Genomic DNA, 18,044 nt, shown 5'->3' with positions numbered 1-18,044 from the left:
AGGATTCCCGCCGGTGGTGACCACCCCGGCGGCACAGGACAGGAAAGGGCCCCTGCGCGGCCGCGTCCTTCCAGCATCGGCTGGCAGACGCGCCCGGGGGCGGAGGAGACAGATGACGAACGCGGATACACCCGCCGACACCACCGGCGGGAACGCCGTCGCACCCACGAATGACCCGGCTGTCACCGTGTCCGGGAACCCGCTCGGCGAACTGCCGCCGCGGGTCCGGGTGCACGCACTGGCCAAACTGCTGGGCTCGAACAGCCGGGATGTGCTGGCGAAGCTGACCGAACTGGGCGAGACGGCCCGAAGCGCGCAGTCGAGCGTGCCCCGTGAAGTGGCCTTCCGGGTGGCCGAGGCGCTGACCGGCCCGGCGGAAGAGCCCGCGGCCGCGGAACCCGTGGCGGAAGCCGCCCCGGAAACGACCGTCGCCGGAGAGCCGGAACCGGCGCCCGCGCCGCAGCCGGAACCCAGGACCGAGCCGGAACCGGTCGCGGCCGCACCCGCACCGGAGTCCGCACCCGAACCCGCACCCGAACCCGAGTCCGCACCCGAACCGGTGCGCCCGCTGGCGCACGTGCCGGTGTTCGCGGCCCCTTCGCCGGTGTTCCTGCCGCCCGAGCCGCCCGCGGTGACCCGGCCCGAGCCGTCGAAGCCGGCTGAGGCGGAGGCGGAAGCGGCCGCGCCGGAGGAACACGCCGAAGAGGCCGAGGAAGGCGAGGAGGCGGGCGGCCGCCGCCGCCGTCGCCGGGGCCGCCGCGGCCGTGGCCGCGGCAAGGGCGGCGACGAAGCCACCGGCGAGGCCGAGGCCGAGGCCGCCGAGCAGGCCGAGGAAGTCCGGGCCGAAGAGGCCGGGGAAGAGGCCAAGGAAGAGCCCGAGCACGAGGAGGCGGAGGAAGCCGAGGAGGCCGAGGGCATCAGCCGTCGCCGTCGCCGTCGTCGCCGCCGCAAGAGCGGGGAGGACGAAGGCGCCGAGGCCGTCCCGTCCGACGAGGCCGTCCAGACCGTCGTCCACGTCCGCGAAGGCCGGACCGAGGCGGAGAAGACCGCCGCCAAGGGCGACGGCGTGCGCAGCGTCCGCGGCTCGACCCGGCTGGAGGCCAAGCGGAAGCGCCGCCAGGACGGCCGCGAGGCGGGCCGCCGCCGCGCGCCGATCCTGTCCGAGGCCGAATTCCTCGCCCGCCGGGAATCCGTCGAGCGCACCATGGTGGTCGCCGAACGGGGCGAGCAGACCCAGATCGGCGTGCTCGAGGACGGCGTCCTCGTCGAGCACTTCGTCACCTCTTCCGGCAGCGGCTCGATCGTCGGCAACGTCTATCTCGGCCGCGTGCAGAACGTGCTGCCCTCGATGGAGGCCGCGTTCGTCGACATCGGCCGCGGCCGCAACGCCGTGCTCTACGCCGGTGAGGTCGACTGGGACGCCGCGGGCCTGGAGGGCAAGTCCCGCAAGATCGAGCAGGCGCTGTCGACCGGGGACAACGTGCTGGTGCAGGTCACCAAGGACCCGGTCGGCCACAAGGGCGCCCGGCTGACCACCCAGATCTCGCTGCCCGGCCGGTTCCTGGTGTACGTGCCCGCGGGCGGGGCCACCGGTATCTCGCGCAAGCTGCCGGAGAACGAGCGGCGGCGGCTCAAGGACATCCTCAAGCGCATAGTCCCCGAGGACGCCGGGGTGATCATCCGGACCGCCTCCGAAGGCATCAGCGAGGAGGAACTGGAGCGTGACGTCCGCCGCCTGAAGGCGCAGTGGGAGGTCATCAAGGAGAAGGCGGACTCGGCCACCGGGCACGGCAAGAAGTCGGCGGCGCCGACCATGCTGTACGAGGAGCCGGACCTGCTGGTCAAGGTGGTCCGCGACCTGTTCACCGAGGACTTCGCCAAGCTCGAGGTCCAGGGCGGCCAGGCCTGGGAGACCATCCACGCCTATGTGCGGCACGTCGCCCCCGACCTCGTCGACCGGCTCAAGCGCTATGTGGGCACCGGGGACGTGTTCACCGACTACCGCATCGACGAGCAGATCACCAAGGCGCTCGACCGCAAGGTGTGGCTGCCCTCGGGCGGCTACCTGGTCATCGACCGCACCGAGGCGATGACGGTGATCGACGTCAACACCGGCAAGTTCACCGGCTCCGGCGGCAACCTCGAGGAGACGGTGACCCGCAACAACCTGGAGTCGGCCGAGGAGATCGTGCGTCAGCTGCGGCTGCGCGACATCGGCGGCATCATCGTGATCGACTTCATCGACATGGTGCTGGAGTCCAACCGCGAACTGGTGCTGCGGCGGCTCACCGAATGCCTTGGCCGCGACCGCACCCGCCACCAGGTCGCCGAGGTCACCTCGCTGGGCCTGGTGCAGATGACCCGCAAGAAGGTCGGTACGGGCCTGCTGGAGGCCTTCTCCGCGACCTGCGAGCACTGCAAGGGCCGCGGCGTGGTCGTGTCCACCGAGCCTCAGCGGGCCGCGAGTGGCGGCAACGGCCACGGCAACGGTGCCGGCGGCGGGCACCAGCACGGTTCGCGCCGCTCCCGCGGCCGGGGCAAGGCCGAGGAGCCCCAGGCGCAGCCCGAGCCCGCCAAGGCGACCCCGGAGCAGCGGGAGTCGGTGGTCTCCGCGGTGCAGGCGATCGCGAACGCGACGAAGCTGGCTTCTTCGGGCAAGCCCGAGGAGGAAGCGGCCGAGCAGGAAGCGGCTCTCAACGGGCAGCTCCAGGAACCCGGGCAGCCCGCGGCGGCCGAGCAGGCCGTGGCGGAGCCGGTGGGCGCGGCCGCGGCCCAGGTACGGGTCGAAGCCGAACCCGCTGCCGAGACCGCGGTTCAGGCCCCTCCTGCGGCTGAGGCGCAGCCCCAGGAGCAGGCCGCGGAAGCGGCTACGGAGGCCCTCGCTCCGGCCGTCGAACCTGCCGTGGAGCCGGTGTCGCAGGCCGAGCCGGAGAAGGCGGTGTCCCGCACCGAGCCCGAGCCCGAGCCCGAGCCCGAAGTCAGTGTGCCCGCCCCGGCCGTGCGGTCCGCGCGGCGCCGGGCGCGCCGCGCGGCCTCCCGCCCGGCCGGGCCGCCGGTCCACGCGTCCGAACAGAGCTGACCGCTTCTGATCGGGTTTCTGCCACCCCGGTGCGACCAGCGGCCGGGGTGGCAGTAATCTAGAGGACGGCCCGTGAGCGCGCGGGCCATGGCGCGATCACCGGGCCGCCGCAGAGCGGGCCGGATCGCAAGCCCTCACCCATTGTCGAGTAAGCAGGAGACTTCCGTGTCGGCGTACGCGATCGTCAAGACCGGCGGCAAGCAGTACAAGGTGGCCGTCGGCGACGTCGTCGAGGTCGAGAAGCTCGAGGGCGAGCCGGGCACCGAGCACACCTTCCCCGCCGTGCTGTACGTCGACGGTGGAGAGGTCACCACGGACGCCGACGCGTTGGCGAAGGTCTCGGTCACCGGCAAGGTCGTCGAGCAGACCAAGGGTCCCAAGATCCGCATCCACAAGTTCAAGAACAAGACCGGCTACCACAAGCGGCAGGGGCATCGGCAGAAGCTGACCCGTGTCGAGGTCACCGGAATCAGCAAGTAAGGAGCTGAGCAGCCATGGCACACAAGAAGGGTGCTTCCAGCTCCCGCAACGGTCGTGACTCCAACCCGCAGTACCTCGGTGTCAAGCGGTTCGGTGGTCAGGTCGTCAAGGCGGGCGAGATCCTGATCCGCCAGCGCGGCACCAAGTTCCACCCCGGCGTGAACGTCGGTCGTGGCGGTGACGACACGCTGTTCGCGCTGGCCGCCGGTTCGGTCGAGTTCGGCGCGAAGCGCGGCCGCAAGACGGTCAACATCGTCCCGCTCGAGGCCTGAGGCCCGGCGAGACGCACAGCACCTCCCCCGAGGGGCGGGCCCGGAACAAATCTGGGTTCGCCCCTCGTTTTTTTGGACAGGCTTCACAACCACGGAAAGGCATGACATGGCGTCCCGGTTCGTTGACCGTGCGGTGATCCAGGTGGCCGCCGGCGACGGCGGGAACGGGTGTGCCTCGGTGCACCGGGAGAAGTTCAAACCGCTGGGCGGTCCCGACGGCGGGAACGGCGGGAACGGCGGCGACGTGCTGCTCGTCGTCGACCCGAACGTGCACACCCTGCTGGACTTCCATTTCCGCCCCCACGCCAGTGCCGGCAACGGCAAGCAGGGACAGGGCAGCCACCGGGCCGGTGCCGCGGGCCAGACGCTGGAGCTGAAGGTGCCCGACGGGACCGTCGTGCTCAGCGAGGACGGCGAGGTGCTCGCGGACCTGATCGGCCCGGGCACGACGTTCGTCGCCGCGCAGGGTGGCCGGGGCGGACTCGGCAACGCCGCGCTGGCGTCGAAGGCCCGCAAGGCACCGGGGTTCGCGCTGCTCGGGGAGCCGGGACAGTCCCGCTCGCTGGTGCTGGAACTGCGTTCGGTCGCCGACGTGGGGCTGGTCGGTTTCCCCTCGGCGGGCAAGTCGTCGCTGATCTCGGTGCTGTCCGCGGCGCGGCCGAAGATCGCCGACTACCCGTTCACCACCCTGGTGCCCAACCTCGGCGTGGTCACTGCGGGCGACACCGTGTTCACCATGGCCGACGTGCCGGGCCTCATCCCCGGCGCCAGCGAGGGCCGCGGCCTCGGCCTGGACTTCCTGCGCCACATCGAGCGCTGCGCGGTGCTGGTGCACGTGGTCGACTGCGCCACCTACGAACCCGGCCGCGACCCGCTGTCCGATGTGGACGCGCTCGAAGAGGAACTGGCACGCTACACGCCCGGGCTGGGCGGCGATCTCGCCGAGCGGCCCCGGGTGGTCGTGCTGAACAAGGTCGACGTGCCGGAGGCCGCGGAACTGGCGGAGCTGGTACGCCCCGATTTCGAGGCGCGCGGGCTGCCGGTGTTCGAGGTGTCCACCGCGACACGCAAGGGCCTGCGGGAGCTGGCCTACGCGCTCGGCACGATCGTGGAGAAGTACCGTGCCGAGCAGCCCGCGCCCACGGCCGAGCGGATCGTGCTGCGGCCCCAGGCCGTGGACGAGGCCGGGTTCACCATCGAGCCGGATCCGGAGGAGCCGGGCGGCTTCATCGTGCACGGCGGCCGCCCCGAGCGGTGGATCCGTCAGACCGACTTCGGCAACGACGAGGCCGTGGGGTACCTCGCCGACCGGCTCAACCGCCTGGGTGTCGAAGAGGCCCTCGCCAAGCTCGGGGCCGAGCCGGGCTGCCCGGTCACCATCGGCGCCGTCACCTTCGACTGGCAGCCGTCCACCCCGGGGGTGGCCACGTACTTCGCGGGCCGCGGCACGGACGTGCGGCTGGAGGCCACCGGCCGGGTCAGCGCGGCCGAGCGCAAGGAGGCCCGGCGCATCCGGCGTGAAGGGGTGCCCGAGGACGAGGTCGAGGGCGAAGACGAGTGAGTGACACCCGCAAGGCCGTGGCGGAGGCGGAACGCCTGGTCGTCAAGGTCGGTTCCTCCGCACTGACCACCGCCGGGGACGGTCTCGACATCGTCCGGCTGAACGCGCTCGTGGACGCCATCGCGGCGCGGATCGACCGGGGCAGCCAGCTCGTGCTGGTCTCCTCGGGGGCGATCGGCGCCGGCCTCGCCCCGCTCGCCCTGGGCAAGCGGCCGCGTGATCTGGCCACCCAGCAGGCGGCGGCGAGTGTGGGGCAGCTGGCGCTCGCGCACGCCTACGCGGAGTCCTTCGGCCGGTATTCGCTCACCGTGGGGCAGGTGCTGCTGACCTCGTACGACGTGATGCGCCGTGCGCACTACCGCAATGCGCAGCGGACCTTTTCCCGGCTGCTGGCCCTTGGTGCGGTGCCGGTGGTCAACGAGAACGACACCGTGGCCACCGAGGAGATCCGCTTCGGCGACAACGACCGGCTGGCCGCGCTGGTGGCGCACCTCATCGGGGCCGACGCGCTGATCCTGTTGTCCGATGTGGACGGTCTGTACGACGGGGACCCGCGCGACGGGGCGACCCGCAAGATCACCGAGGTGGTCGGTGACGCGGATGTCGAGGGCATCGAGGTGGGCATGTCCAGCTCCGGGCTCGGGACCGGCGGCATGGTGTCCAAACTGGCCGCGGCCCGCACCGCCGCCGCGGCCGGGATCCCCGTGCTGCTGGCGGCGGCGAGCGAGGCGGACAAGGCACTGAGCACCGCCGGGGCGGGCACCGCGTTCTCCGCCGCGGACTCGCGGTTGTCCGCTCGCCGGTTCTGGCTCGGTTACGCGGCGGGCACCACCGGCAGGCTCCAGCTCGACGACGGTGCGGTCGCCGCCGTGGTGCGGCGCAGGCGCTCCCTGCTCGCCGCCGGGATCACCGGCGTGGACGGCGACTTCCAGGCCGGGGACGTGGTCGAGCTGGTCGATCCGGCGCAGCGCGTGGTGGCCCGGGGGGTGGTGGCCTTCGACGCCGGAGAGCTGCCCGCGCTGATCGGCCGGTCCACGCACGAGCTCCCCACCGAACAGCGGCGCGAAGTCGTGCACGCCGACGATCTCGTCCCGCTGCGCCGCCCCGCCCGCACGAAGGTCGTGCAGAGGACGTCTCTCTAACGCAGCTCGCTGCCGCGCGTTTCGGGCAGGGTGAGGATCACCAGGAAGGCGATGGCGGCGGCCACCGCCACGTACCAGAAGAACAGCGTCGGATTGCCCGCCGCCGACAGCGCACTGATCACCAGGGGAGCGGTGCCGCCGAATACGGCGACGGTGAGGTTGTACCAGGCGCCGATGCCCAGGCCGCGCAGCGCGGTCGGGAACAGCTCGCTCATGATCGCCGGGGCCAGCGAGGACATCGCCGGGTAGAGGCCGAGTCCCACGCAGAACACCACCAGCAGCTTGCCCAGCCCCGGTGCGACCAAAGTGGACAGTGGCACGGTCAGCACCGCCATCGCCCCGGACCAGACCAGCAACTGCGGTTTGCGGCCCACCCGGTCGGAAAGCAGGCCGAACGGGTACTGCAGGACGACGAACAGTGCGGTGCCGATCGACAGGGCCAGGAACACGTCGACGTCGTTCGCGTGCCGGGTCTTCACCGCGAACGGCGTGAGGGCGCTGAAGAACGTGTAATAGCACAGGGTGGAGAGCATGGTCAGCCCCACCAGCCGCCCGACCGCCTTCGGGTGGTGGCGCAGGGTCGCCAGCAGCGGATGCTTCACCTTGGTGGCCCGGTGCCGGTTCCGTTGGAACTGCTCGGTTTCGGCCAGGCTGCGCCGCAGCCACAGCCCGATCGCGCCCAGCAGTCCGCCGAGCAGGAACGGGATGCGCCAGCCGTAGGAGTTCAGGTCCGCCCTGCTCATCGTCCGCGCCAGCACGAAACCGAGGACCGAGGCGAGGAGCACCGCCGAGCCGGTGGAGATGTAGAAGAACGACGAATAGCGGCCACGCCAGGACGGCGGCGCGATTTCGCCGAGGTATGCCGAGGCGTTGGACACCTCACCGCCGAGCGACAGCCCCTGCGCGACGCGGGCCAGCAGCAGCAGGACCGGTGCCAGCCAGCCGACCTGGTGGAAGGTGGGCAGGAGGCCGATGACCACGGACCCGCCCGCCATCAGCGTGATGGTGAGGATCATCGCGGGCTTGCGGCCCTTCACGTCGGCCAGCCTGCCCAGCAGCACCCCGCCCAGCGGCCGGAAGAAGAACGCCAGCGCGTAGGTGGCGAAGGTGTTGATCTGGGCCAGCGTGTCGTTGCCCGACGGGAAGAACGCGGTGGCGAAGTAGATGCTGAAGGTGGCGTACACCGTCCAGTCGAACCATTCGAGCGCGTTGCCCACGCTCGCCGCGAACAGCTTCCGCACCGGCAGCCGGTGCCGTACCACCGCCGTGGCGTCCAGTTTCGGCTCGACCATGGTCACCTCCACGTCCTCGCCTGCCTGCGCAGCGTGCCATATGGGGAGGGCTTTTGGAAGACGGTGTCGATCAACGGCCGACCAGCCGTCGATCAGGTGGTGGCCGCGAGCGCGAACGGGAGCACGGCCGGGGCGCCCGCCCGGCGCAGCAGCCGGGTGGCCATCGTCATCGTCCAGCCGGTGTCCACCAGATCGTCCACGAGCAGCACCGGGCCATCCACAGTGGACAAGGATTCGGCCAGATCTTCGGGTACTTCCAGGCGTTTCCACAGATCCGCCACGCGCTGTGCGCTGTTGGCCGTGCGGGGCGGACCGGCGTGCGCGGCCAAGGTGCCGAGGAAGCGCAGGCGGCCGACGGCGGCCAGCCTGCTCGCCAGGCCGTGCACGAGCGCCGGGCGCCGCGCCGAGGGCAGCGCCACCACCGCGACCGGGCGCTGCGCCCACTCCCAGGCGGCGAGTACCGCCACGCAGGACTGGAACAGCGGTTCCGGCACCTCCCCGTCCGGCGCGGCCGTCCCGACCAGCTCCCGCAGCCGGTTGCCCCAGCCGGCATCGGTCAGCCGGCCGAGCGCGCGCCCGGGCTCGGCCTGGTCGGCCGCCGCGATCCGCCCGGACAGCGGGACGTCCAGCGTGCCCAGCCCGGTCGGCCACTGCCGCCGCGGCGCGAGCTCGATCCCCGGGCGACGCAAGCGCTCTCCCGTGGTCTCGGCCAATTCCGCCGAGACCTCGGTGGCGCGATGGTTCCCGGTGCAGTTGTCGCACCGGCCGCAGGGTGCGGCGTAGGGATCGTCGAGCTGCCTGAGCAGGAACTCCATCCGGCAGCCCGCGGTGGACTGGTAGCCGAGCATCGCCTGCTGTTCGGCCGCGCGGGCCTCCCGGACCCGGTCGTACCGGGCGGCCTCGTACCGCCACGGCAGCCCCGTCGACTCCCAGCCGCCGCGCACCCGCCGGACCGCGCCGTCCACGTCGAGCACCTTGAGCACCATCTCCAGCCGGGAACGGGACAACTCCACGTGCGGCTCCAGCGCTGCCGTGGACAGCGGCCGCCCGGCCTGGGCGAGCGCGTCGAGTACCTGGGTCACGCGCCGCTCCTCGGGGAAGGCGAGCGAGCTGAAGTAGTGCCAGATCTCGCGGTCCTCCGGGCCCGGGAGCAGGATCACCTCCGCGTGCCGCACCCCGCGTCCCGCGCGGCCCACCTGCTGGTAGTAGGCGATGGGCGAGGACGGGGCACCCAGATGCACCACGAAACCGAGGTCCGGCTTGTCGAAGCCCATCCCCAGCGCGGAGGTGGCGATCAGGGCCTTGACCCGGTTGGCGAGCAGGTCGTCCTCCGCCGCGGCCCGTTCGGCGGGGTCGGTCTTGCCGGTGTAGGCCGCCACCTCGTACCCCTGCGCGCGCAGCAACTCGGCCACGTCCTGCGCGGCGGCGACGGTGAGGGTGTAGATGATTCCCGAACCCGGCAGCTCCGCCAGCGCTTCGGCCAGCCAGGCCAGCCGCGTCTCCATCGTCGGCAGGGCCACCACCGACAGGTGCAGGCTTTCCCGGTCCAGCGGGCCGCGCAGCACCAGCGTGCCCGCGCCGTCCCCCAGACCGAGCTGGTCGGCCACGTCGGTGACCACCCGGTCGTTCGCGGTGGCCGTGGTGGCCAGCACCGGCACCCCTTCGGGCAGTTCGGCGAGCAGGGTGCGCAGGCGGCGGTAGTCCGGCCGGAAATCGTGCCCCCAGTCGGAGATGCAGTGCGCCTCGTCCACCACGAGCAGGCCCGCGGTGGCGGTCAGCTTCGGCAGCACGGTGTCCCGGAAGTCGGGATTGTTGAGCCGCTCGGGACTGACCAGGAGCACGTCGATCTCCCCGGCCGCGATCCCGGCCTGGACCTCGTCCCACTCCTGGGGATTGGCCGAGTTCATGGTGGCCGCGCTCACCCCGGCCCTGGCGGCCGCGGCGATCTGGTTGCGCATCAGAGCGAGCAGCGGTGAGATGATCACCGTCGGGCCCGCCCCGGCCTCGCGCAGCAGCGCCGTCGCGAGGAAGTACACCGCCGATTTGCCCCAGCCGGTGCGCTGGACCACCAGCGCCCGCCGGTGTTCCGCGACGAGCGCCTCGATGGCGGCCCACTGGTCGTCGCGCAGGCGGGCGTGCTCGCCGGCCAGAGCGCGGAGCAGCTCTTCGGCCCGGTCTCGTAGTCGCTGGAGGTCCACCTCTCCACGTCTACCCCATGGGTCCGACATTCCCGTCACCGGCAGGCCGCACCGCGGTGAATCGTTCCCCGGGAACCGGCCGTCCGCTCGAACCCGTCACAAGTCGTTCGCCGCCGCCCCCCGCGCTCTATACGCTCCGTTCATGTCACCACGGCGTATCGGGGTCATGGGCGGAACCTTCGATCCCATTCATCACGGCCACCTCGTGGCGGCCAGCGAGGTGCAGGCCCGGTTCGACCTCGACGAAGTGATCTTCGTGCCGACCGGTCAGCCGTGGCAGAAGACCGGGCGCGTGGTGACCCGCGCGGAGGACCGCTACCTGATGACGGTGATCGCCACCGCCTCCAACCCGGTGTTCTCGGTGAGCCGGGTCGACATCGACCGCGGTGGCGAGACCTACACCGTGGACACCCTGCGCGACCTGCACCGCGAGTACCCCGAGGACGAACTGTTCTTCATCACCGGCGCCGACGCGCTGGAGCAGATCCTCACCTGGCACAACGCCGACGAGCTGTTCACCTACGCGCACTTCATCGGCGTGACCCGGCCCGGCTACCGGCTCAACGACCACCACCTGCCCAGCGGCAAGGTGAGCCTGGTGGAGGTCACCGCGATGGCCATCTCGTCCACCGCCTGCCGCGAGCGCGTCGAACACGGCGAACCGATCTGGTACCTGGTGCCCGACGGCGTGGTGCGTTACATCGACAAGCGCAAGCTCTACCGCAAGCCCGAGTGAGCCGCCCGGTACCCTCGTTGAACCGACAGACTGATGCCCATCGTGAGGGAGCAGGAGTGGCAGCGACGTCCAAAGCACGTGAGATGGCTACCGTGGCCGCATTGGCCGCGGCCGACAAGAAGGCCACCGACGTCGTGGTGCTGGACGTCTCCGAACAGCTGGTGATCACCGACGTGTTCGTCATCGCCTCCGCCCCGAACGAGCGGCAGGTCGGCGCCATCGTCGACAGCATCGAGGAGAAGCTGCGCCTGGCCGGGCACAAGCCGGTCCGCCGCGAGGGGGCCCGCGAAGGGCGCTGGGTGCTGCTGGACTACGTCGACCTCGTGGTGCACGTCCAGCACGAGGAGGAACGGTCCTTCTACGGTCTGGAACGGCTGTGGAAGGACTGCCCGCGGATCGAGGTGCCGGGCCTGGCCTCCGACGAGGAGGGCGCGTGAGATTGGGGCGCCTCGTGCTGTGGCGGCACGGGGAGACCGATTTCAACGCGGCCGGCCGCATGCAGGGGCACCTGGACTCCGCGCTCACCGAGGTGGGCTGGAACCAGGCACGGTTCGCCGTACCCGCACTGGCGCGGTTCGAACCCGGGCTGGTGATCTCCTCGGACCTGCGGCGCGCGATGGACACCGCGACGGTGCTGACCGAGACCATCGGCGTTCCGCTGCGGGTCGACAAGCGCCTCCGCGAGACGCACCTGGGCGAATGGCAGGGCATGACCGGGGCCGAGGTGGACGCCGGGTGGCCCGGCGACCGCGACCGGTGGCGCGTCGACGCGACCTGGGCGCCGCCGGGCGGCGAGTCCCGGATCGAGGTCGCCGAGCGGGCCGCGGGCGTGGTCGACGACCTGCGGGCGGGCGAACCCGGCGAGACGGTGCTCCTGGCCGCGCACGGCGGGCTGATCACCGCGCTCACCGCGCACCTGCTCGCACTGCCCGTCCCCGCCTGGCCCCAGCTGGGCGGGATCAAGAACTGCCACTGGGTGGAGCTGGGGTGGCGTGACGGCGGCTGGCGCCTGCACGCCTACAACACGGGCATGCCCGGCTGATGGCGCGCCTGCTCGTCTTCGGAGATTCGCTCAGCTTCCACGGCCCCGACGGCCCGTGTGCCGCCGACGAGGCCCGGCTGTGGCCGAACATCACCGCGGCCGAGCTGGGCGGTTCCGCCGATCTGGTCGCCGGGTTCGGCTGGACCGCGCGTGACGCCTGGTGGTCCCTGGTCGGCGACCCCCGGGTGTGGGCGGAGCTGCACCACGTGGATGCGGTCGTGCTGGCCGTGGGCAGCATGGACACCCTGCCCTCGCCGCTGCCCACCTATCTGCGTACCGGGCTGCGCTACCTGCGGCCCGACGGCCTGCGGCGGATCGCGCGCAAGGCCTATCTCGCCGCCCAGCCGCGCCTGGCGGTGGCCCTGCGGGGCCGTCCGGTGGTGCTGCCGGCGAAGCTGACCGTGCACTATCTCGACACGGCGGTGAAGGCCCTGCGGATCCTGCGGCCCTCGCTGCCGATCGTGGGCATGCTGCCCAGCGTGCACCGCGCCGACTCCTACGGGCGGGTGCACTCCGCGCGGGACGGCGCGGCCGCCGCCATGGCGGCGTGGGCGGCCCGCGCGAACGTGCCGATGCTCGATCTGCCCGCGGTGGTGGGGGAGCACGTGCTGAGCGGCCGCGGCAACCCCGACGGCATGCACTGGGGCTGGGAGGGTCACGCTTCCGTGGGAAAGGCGATGGCCGCGCTGCTCGGTCCGCTCCTGGATCGCGAAGACGAGCCCGCCGCGCCGTAGGCTGGCGGACGTGCCGGTCGCCGTCATCACCGATTCCACCGCCCATCTGCCGGAAGGCTTCGCCGACCGGTTCGCGGTCCGGGTGGTGCCCCTGCACGTCCTGATCGACGGCGCCACCGCCCGTGACGGCATCGATGTCGGGCCGGACGCGCTCGCCGAGGCGCTGGGCGACCGCTGCCAGGTGAGCACGGCGCGGCCCACCCCCGGCGAGTTCGCCGCCGTGTTCCGCGAGGTGCTCGAAGCCGGGGCGGACGCCGTGGTGTCGATCCACCTGTCGAGCGAGATGTCGGGCACCTGGGAGTCCGCGGTCCTCGCGGCCCGCGAGGTCGGCCCGGAAGTGGTGCGGGTGGTCGATTCCCGCAGCACCGCGATGGGCCTGGGTTTCGCGGTCCTGCATGCGGCGAAGGCGGCATCCGGGGGAGCGGCACTGGCGGAGGTGGAGAACGCCGCCCTGTCCGCGGTGCGGTCGTCGAAGGCGCTGTTCGTCGTGGAAACGCTCGAACACCTGCGCCGGGGCGGCCGGATCGGCGCCGCGGCGGCGCTGCTGGGCACCGCGCTCGCGGTGAAACCCGTGCTGCACATCGAGGACGGGCGGATCGAACCGCTGGAGAAGGTCCGGACGATGCACCGCGCGGTGGCGCGCCTGGTGGAACTGGCGGAACGGGCGGCGGGGGACGGGCCGGTCGAGATCGCGGTGCACCACCTGGCGTCGCCCGAGCGTGCGGTGGAGCTGGCCAACCGGCTCGAAGAACGGCTCATGGTCTCCGGCGGTTGCCTGGTCTCCGAACTCGGCGCGGTGATCGGCGCCCACACCGGCCCCGGCGTGCTGGGCGTCGTCGTCCAGCGACGGCCGAGCCTGCCGTGAGGGACACGCGCCTGGCAAGGGGGCTGCGGGTTTGCCGTGAAGGGTCCCTTCACGGTCGATACGACTGTGAAGGGACCCTTCACGGCCGTCTTTGACCGGGAGCCGCGCACGAGCGCGAGTTCCCCGTTCCGCGGGCCGGTGTGAGCTCTTTGTCCACAACACCCCAGTTGTCCACAACCGGCTCAATTTCCGCTTCTCCCCTGTCCTCGCCCCCCGTAGCGTCGAATGCGTGTTCGAACAATCCTCTCCCTCTCCCGGTCCCGGTCCTTCAGCCTCGGCCGCGGCCCGTCACCGGCTCGGCAGGCTGGCCGAGCAAGCGAGGCTGGCCGAGCACGAGCCGGTCGTGGCCAAGTTGGTCGAACGGTGGGTGCCCCACGCCTTGACGCGCAGCCCGCGTCGCCGTCGCCTCACCGCCGCCCTTGCCGTGCTCGCCGTTGTCGTGCTCCTGGCCGGAGGGTCGATCCTCCTGCTCGGCGGGGATCCGCCGGCCGAGCGCGCGCCGGTGCTTCCCACCGCCGCGGACCGGCCGCCGCCCGCCCAGGCAGGGGGATCGGCGCCGGGCGCCCGTCCCGGGGCGATGCTGGTGGTGAGCGTCGTCGGAAAGGTCCGTTCACCCGGACTGGTCACGCTTCCCGCCGGCGCCCGCGTCGCGGACGCGCTCCGCGCGGCCGGGGACGTCCTCGACGGCGCCGACGTGACGGTCTTGAACCTGGCACGCAAACTCAGCGACGGTGAGCAGATCAACGTCGGGCTGCCCCCGGTCGCCGCCCCGGCGGCCGCCGACGCGGCGACCGGGGCCAGACTCGACCTCAACACGGCCTCGGCCGAGCAGTTGGACGCTCTGCCCGGAGTCGGTGAGGTCACCGCACGCCGGATCGTCGACTGGCGCAGTGAGCACGGTCCGTTCGGAAGCGTCGAGCAACTGCAGGAGGTCGACGGCATCGGCGCGACCCGGTTCGCCCGGCTGCGGGACCAGGTGACGGTCTCGTGATCGGTGAGGTCCCGCCTTCGGGGCACGACTACCGCCTCGTGCCCGCCGCGGTCACGCTCTGGCTCGGTGCTCTCCTCGGCCTGCTCTGGGGGTGCTGGGCCGCACCGGTCGCCGGAACGGCGGCCGTGCTGGCGGCAGTGGCCCTGCTCTGGCGAGGGCGGGGGACGCGCCCGCGCTGGTTCCCGGGGGCGGCCGCCCTGCTGGTGTCCGGTGTCCTCCTGGCCGGGCCGGTGACTCTGCGCCTGATCGCGGCCCGTGACGACGCACTGGGTGCTCCGGCGCGGCACGGTGCCGAGGCGAAACTGCGGGTGACCGTCACCGAGCGGCCCAGGCCCGTGCGCTCCGCCGGGTTTGCGGACCGGCAGGCCGGGGCGGGCAGCGTGGTGATCGGCGCCGAGGTGGTTTCGGCCGAGGTGCGGGGCCGCCCCATCGCGTCGTCCGGGCGAGTCGTGCTCCTGGCGCCGTTCCAGCAGTGGTCCGGGCTGCTGCCGGGGCAGGAGGTCACTGCCCGCGGGGTACTCGCGCCACCCCGCGGACCGGCCCTGACCGTGGCCGCGGTGTCCGTCCGCGGGCCGCCCGCCGAAATCGGGCCCGCACCCTGGTGGCAGCGGAGGGCGGAATCGGTGCGGGCGGCGCTGCGGGCAGCGTGCTCGGTGCTGTCCCCGGACGCGGCGGGGCTCCTGCCGTCCCTGGTCGTCGGCGATACCAGCGGGGTGTCCAGTCAGGTGGACCGTGAGTTCACCGAGGCGGGACTGTCCCATCTCATGGCGGTCAGCGGGAGCAATCTGGCCGTGGTGGCGGGGGCGGCGCTGCTCCTGTTGCGGGTGCTGCGTGCGGGGCCGAGGGCGTCCGCACTGGTCGCGGGGGCCGTTCTGGTCGGTTTCGTGGTCCTGGCGGGCGGGGAACCGAGCGTGCTGAGGGCGGGGGTGATGGGCGCCGTGGGCCTGCTCGCCCTGGCGCTCGGGCGGGCCCGGTCGGCGCTGCCCGCACTGGCGGCCGCGGTGGGCGTCCTGGTGCTCTACGACCCCGCAATGGCCGTGAACTTCGGTTTTGCCCTGTCCGTCCTGGCCACCGCGGGGCTCGTCCTGGTGGCGCCGCGCTGGGTCATGGCCATGACCCGCCGCGGGATCCCGCCCGGGATCGCGGAGGGGCTGGCCGTCCCGCTCGCCGCGTTCCTGGTCACCGCGCCGGTCCTCGCCGGGATGGCCGGTGAGGTCAGTGTGGTGTCCGTCGCCGCGAACGTGCTCGCGGCGCCCGCGGTCGCACCGGCGACCGTGCTGGGTGTGGTGACCGCGGCGCTCGCCACGGTCTGGCCCGAGGCGGCCCGGCTGCCCGCCCTGGCGGCCGGGCCGGAAGCCGAATGGCTGCTCACCCTGGCCCGGCACGCCTCCCGGGTGCCCGGTGCGCTGTTGCCTTGGCCCGCGGGCTGGTGGGGTGCCCTCCTCGCGGCGGTGGTGGTGGCCTTGCTGGTGCTCGCCTTCCGCCGTCCGGCACTGCGGATCGCGCTGGCCCTGGTGCTGGTGTGCGTACTGCTCGTGGTGGTGCCGGTCCGGGTGATCGCACCACAGTGGCCGCCGCCGGGCTGGGTGGCCGTTTCCTGCGACGTGGGCCAGGGCGATGCGGAGGTCCTCGCCACGGACGATCCCGGCCGCGCCGTCCTGGTCGACACCGGTCCCGAGCCCGGCCCGGCCGACGCCTGCCTCGGCCGCCTCGGCGTCGACCGCATTCCCCTGGTGGTGCTGAGCCACCTGCACGCCGACCACGTCGGCGGCCTGGACAGCGTCTTCGACGGGCGCTCCGTCGGCGCGGTCGCGGTCGGGCCGGGACGGATACCCGGGTGGGCGTGGCGCCAGGTTGCGGAGGTCGCGTCACGGCACGGCGTGCCCTTGCTGGAACTGGACATCGGCCGTCGGCTCGACTGGCCCGGACTCACCTTGGAGGTACTCGGACCGCACTACGTGAACCCCCGCCAGGACGACGAAACCGACGGCACCGGGATCAACAACACCTCGGTGGTGCTGCGGGCGACCACCCGGGCCGGCCGGGTCCTGCTCACCGGCGACGTCGAACTCCTCGCCCAGAGCGCCCTGCTCACCGACGGCACCGATCTGCACGCGGAGGTGCTCAAGACACCACACCACGGAAGCCGCTACTCGCTGCCCCAGTTCTTCGCCGCGGTGTCCCCGCGGGTGGCACTGGTCAGTGCCGGCGCAGGCAACCCCTACGGCCACCCCAGTAGGTCCACAATGGACACACTGGCCGCGGGTGGTGCGCTTGTCGCCCGCACCGACACCGACGGCGACGCGGCGGTGCTCAGCCAGAAGGGAGAACTCGCGTTGGTGCGCAGGGGAAAATGAGCGTGCGGGCCCGTGCGGTCAGCTTTCGAGCGCCCGGCGGACGGCGTCGGCGTTCGGCGGCACTGTCGCCTTAGGACCGATCCGGCCCTCGACGGCGTCCAGTGTCTTCAGGCCGTCGCCGGTGATCAGCAGCACCGTCTCCGCCTCGGGGTCGAGCTTGCCGGTCTCGATGAGCTTCTTGGCGGTCGCCACGGTGACCCCGCCGGCGGTTTCGGTGAAGATGCCCTCGGTTCGCGCGAGCAGGCGGATGCCCTCGACGATTTCCTCGTCGCTGACGTCCTCGATCGCGCCGCCGGTGCGGTGGACCGTGTCGAGCACGTAGGGCCCGTCCGCCGGGTTGCCGATGGCCAGGGAGCGGGCGATGGTGTCCGGCTTGACCGGCTGCACCACGTCGTAGCCGTTGCGGAACGCGGCCGAGACCGGCGAGCAGCCGGTGGCCTGCGCGCCGAAGACCTTGTACGGGCTCTCTTCCACCAGGCCGAGGCTGCCCAGTTCGCGGAAGCCCTTGTCCACCTTGGTCAGCTGGGAGCCGGACGCGATCGGGACCACGATCTGCTCCGGCAGGCGCCAGCCGAGTTGCTCGGCGACCTCGAAGGCCAGGGTCTTGGAGCCCTCCGAGTAGTACGGGCGGACGTTGACGTTCACGAACGCCCACGTGTCGTGCTCGGCGGCGAGCTGGGTGGCGAGGCGGTTCACGTCGTCATAGTTGCCGTCGACGGCAATGAGGTCGCCGTCGTACACCGCGGTGGTGAGCACCTTCGCGCGCTCCAGCGAGGACGGGATCAGCACCACCGAGCGCCAGCCGGCCCGGGCCGCCGCGGCCGCCACGGCATTGGCCAGGTTGCCGGTCGAAGGGCAGGCGAGGGTGTCGAAACCGAACTCCCGCGCGGCGGCCAGCGCGACGGCGACCACGCGGTCCTTGAACGAGTGGGTGGGGTTGCCGGTGTCGTCCTTGACCCACAGCCGCTTCAGGCCGAGGGCCTTGGCGAGCCGGTCGGCACGCACCAGCCTGGTACAGCCCGGTTCGGTGTTCGGGATTTCCTCGACGTTCGAGGGCACCGGCAGCAGCTTCTTGTACCGCCAGATGTTCTTCGGCCCGGCTTCGATGTCCTCCCGGCGGACCCGGCCGAAGTCGTAGGCGACCTCCAGCGGCGAAAAGTCCTCGGCGGAAACGAACTCCGGGGCGAGCGGCTGGCGGTGGCCCTCCTCTTTGGAAACCAGTTCCACGGCGGGGCCCAGGTCCAGGGCGCGGCCGGTCGAAGCAGTCCTGAGGGTGGCAGTCATCGCGAGGTCCT

General features: G+C 72.3%; 15 protein-coding genes. 12 read left to right on the top strand and 3 right to left on the bottom strand.

Going from position 1 to position 18,044, the window contains the following annotated elements; all coding sequences use genetic code 11:
* Positions 1 to 112: 112 nt before the first annotated feature.
* The 5 genes from ORV05_RS24235 to proB all read left to right on the top strand — a co-directional run bounded on the left by ORV05_RS24235 (position 113) and on the right by proB (position 6,534).
* Positions 113 to 3,079 (top strand): Rne/Rng family ribonuclease, encoded by a 2,967-nt coding sequence (locus ORV05_RS24235; RefSeq protein ID WP_268754319.1) that lies wholly within the window; start codon positions 113 to 115, stop codon positions 3,077 to 3,079.
* Positions 3,080 to 3,244: 165 nt separating this feature from the next.
* Entirely contained in the window at positions 3,245 to 3,559 is a 315-nt protein-coding gene (gene rplU / locus ORV05_RS24230; RefSeq protein ID WP_091512575.1) for a 50S ribosomal protein L21, read from the top strand.
* A 14-nt stretch (positions 3,560 to 3,573) separates the two neighbouring features.
* Positions 3,574 to 3,831 (top strand): 50S ribosomal protein L27, encoded by a 258-nt coding sequence (gene rpmA / locus ORV05_RS24225; protein WP_268754318.1) that lies wholly within the window; start codon positions 3,574 to 3,576, stop codon positions 3,829 to 3,831.
* Between the two features lie 106 nt (positions 3,832 to 3,937).
* Positions 3,938 to 5,392, top strand: a complete 1,455-nt coding sequence (gene obgE / locus ORV05_RS24220) for a GTPase ObgE (RefSeq protein ID WP_268754317.1) — start codon at positions 3,938 to 3,940, stop codon at positions 5,390 to 5,392.
* Positions 5,389 to 6,534: a glutamate 5-kinase gene (gene proB / locus ORV05_RS24215; RefSeq protein ID WP_268754316.1), complete on the top strand. Its 1,146-nt coding sequence runs from the start codon at positions 5,389 to 5,391 to the stop codon at positions 6,532 to 6,534. Before obgE ends, proB begins: the two co-directional genes overlap by 4 nt.
* Here the strand turns inward: proB and ORV05_RS24210 are convergent.
* The gene (locus ORV05_RS24210; RefSeq protein WP_268759874.1) at positions 6,531 to 7,826 is read right to left on the bottom strand and encodes an MFS transporter; all 1,296 of its coding nucleotides are present in this window, start codon (positions 7,824 to 7,826) and stop codon (positions 6,531 to 6,533) included. The genes proB and ORV05_RS24210 overlap by 4 nt on opposite strands.
* Before the next feature lie 92 nt (positions 7,827 to 7,918).
* Positions 7,919 to 10,054: a RecQ family ATP-dependent DNA helicase gene (locus ORV05_RS24205; protein WP_407652541.1), complete on the bottom strand. Its 2,136-nt coding sequence runs from the start codon at positions 10,052 to 10,054 to the stop codon at positions 7,919 to 7,921.
* Between the two features lie 136 nt (positions 10,055 to 10,190).
* On the opposite strand from ORV05_RS24205, the gene nadD reads away from it, so the two are divergent.
* The 7 genes from nadD (at position 10,191) to ORV05_RS24170 (ending at position 16,749) form a co-directional block, all read left to right on the top strand.
* The gene (gene nadD / locus ORV05_RS24200; RefSeq protein ID WP_246128038.1) at positions 10,191 to 10,760 is read left to right on the top strand and encodes a nicotinate-nucleotide adenylyltransferase; all 570 of its coding nucleotides are present in this window, start codon (positions 10,191 to 10,193) and stop codon (positions 10,758 to 10,760) included.
* A gap of 56 nt (positions 10,761 to 10,816) precedes the next feature.
* Positions 10,817 to 11,197, top strand: a complete 381-nt coding sequence (rsfS, locus tag ORV05_RS24195) for a ribosome silencing factor (protein ID WP_268754314.1) — start codon at positions 10,817 to 10,819, stop codon at positions 11,195 to 11,197.
* Positions 11,194 to 11,802 (top strand): histidine phosphatase family protein, encoded by a 609-nt coding sequence (locus ORV05_RS24190; protein ID WP_268754313.1) that lies wholly within the window; start codon positions 11,194 to 11,196, stop codon positions 11,800 to 11,802. Before rsfS ends, ORV05_RS24190 begins: the two co-directional genes overlap by 4 nt.
* Positions 11,799 to 12,536 carry a diglucosylglycerate octanoyltransferase gene (octT, locus tag ORV05_RS24185; protein WP_268759873.1) on the top strand — a complete coding sequence of 246 codons (738 nt, stop codon included), beginning with the start codon at positions 11,799 to 11,801 and terminating at the stop codon, positions 12,534 to 12,536. Before ORV05_RS24190 ends, octT begins: the two co-directional genes overlap by 4 nt.
* 10 nt (positions 12,537 to 12,546) lie before the next feature.
* Positions 12,547 to 13,401: a DegV family protein gene (locus tag ORV05_RS24180; RefSeq protein ID WP_268754312.1), complete on the top strand. Its 855-nt coding sequence runs from the start codon at positions 12,547 to 12,549 to the stop codon at positions 13,399 to 13,401.
* Positions 13,402 to 13,630: 229 nt separating this feature from the next.
* Positions 13,631 to 14,392 (top strand): ComEA family DNA-binding protein, encoded by a 762-nt coding sequence (locus ORV05_RS24175; protein WP_268754311.1) that lies wholly within the window; start codon positions 13,631 to 13,633, stop codon positions 14,390 to 14,392.
* Positions 14,392 to 16,749, top strand: a complete 2,358-nt coding sequence (locus ORV05_RS24170; RefSeq protein ID WP_407652794.1) for a ComEC/Rec2 family competence protein — start codon at positions 14,392 to 14,394, stop codon at positions 16,747 to 16,749. Before ORV05_RS24175 ends, ORV05_RS24170 begins: the two co-directional genes overlap by 1 nt.
* A gap of 18 nt (positions 16,750 to 16,767) precedes the next feature.
* Here ORV05_RS24170 and thrC read toward each other — a convergent pair whose 3' ends face one another.
* Positions 16,768 to 18,033 carry a threonine synthase gene (gene thrC, locus ORV05_RS24165; protein WP_268754309.1) on the bottom strand — a complete coding sequence of 422 codons (1,266 nt, stop codon included), beginning with the start codon at positions 18,031 to 18,033 and terminating at the stop codon, positions 16,768 to 16,770.
* Between the last annotated feature and the right edge of the window lie 11 nt (positions 18,034 to 18,044).

Origin of the sequence: Amycolatopsis cynarae, from assembly GCF_026802195.1 — a bacterium.
Lineage (GTDB): Bacteria > Actinomycetota > Actinomycetes > Mycobacteriales > Pseudonocardiaceae > Amycolatopsis_E > Amycolatopsis_E rhizosphaerae.
This window is presented reverse-complemented; position numbering and strand designations above follow the sequence as displayed.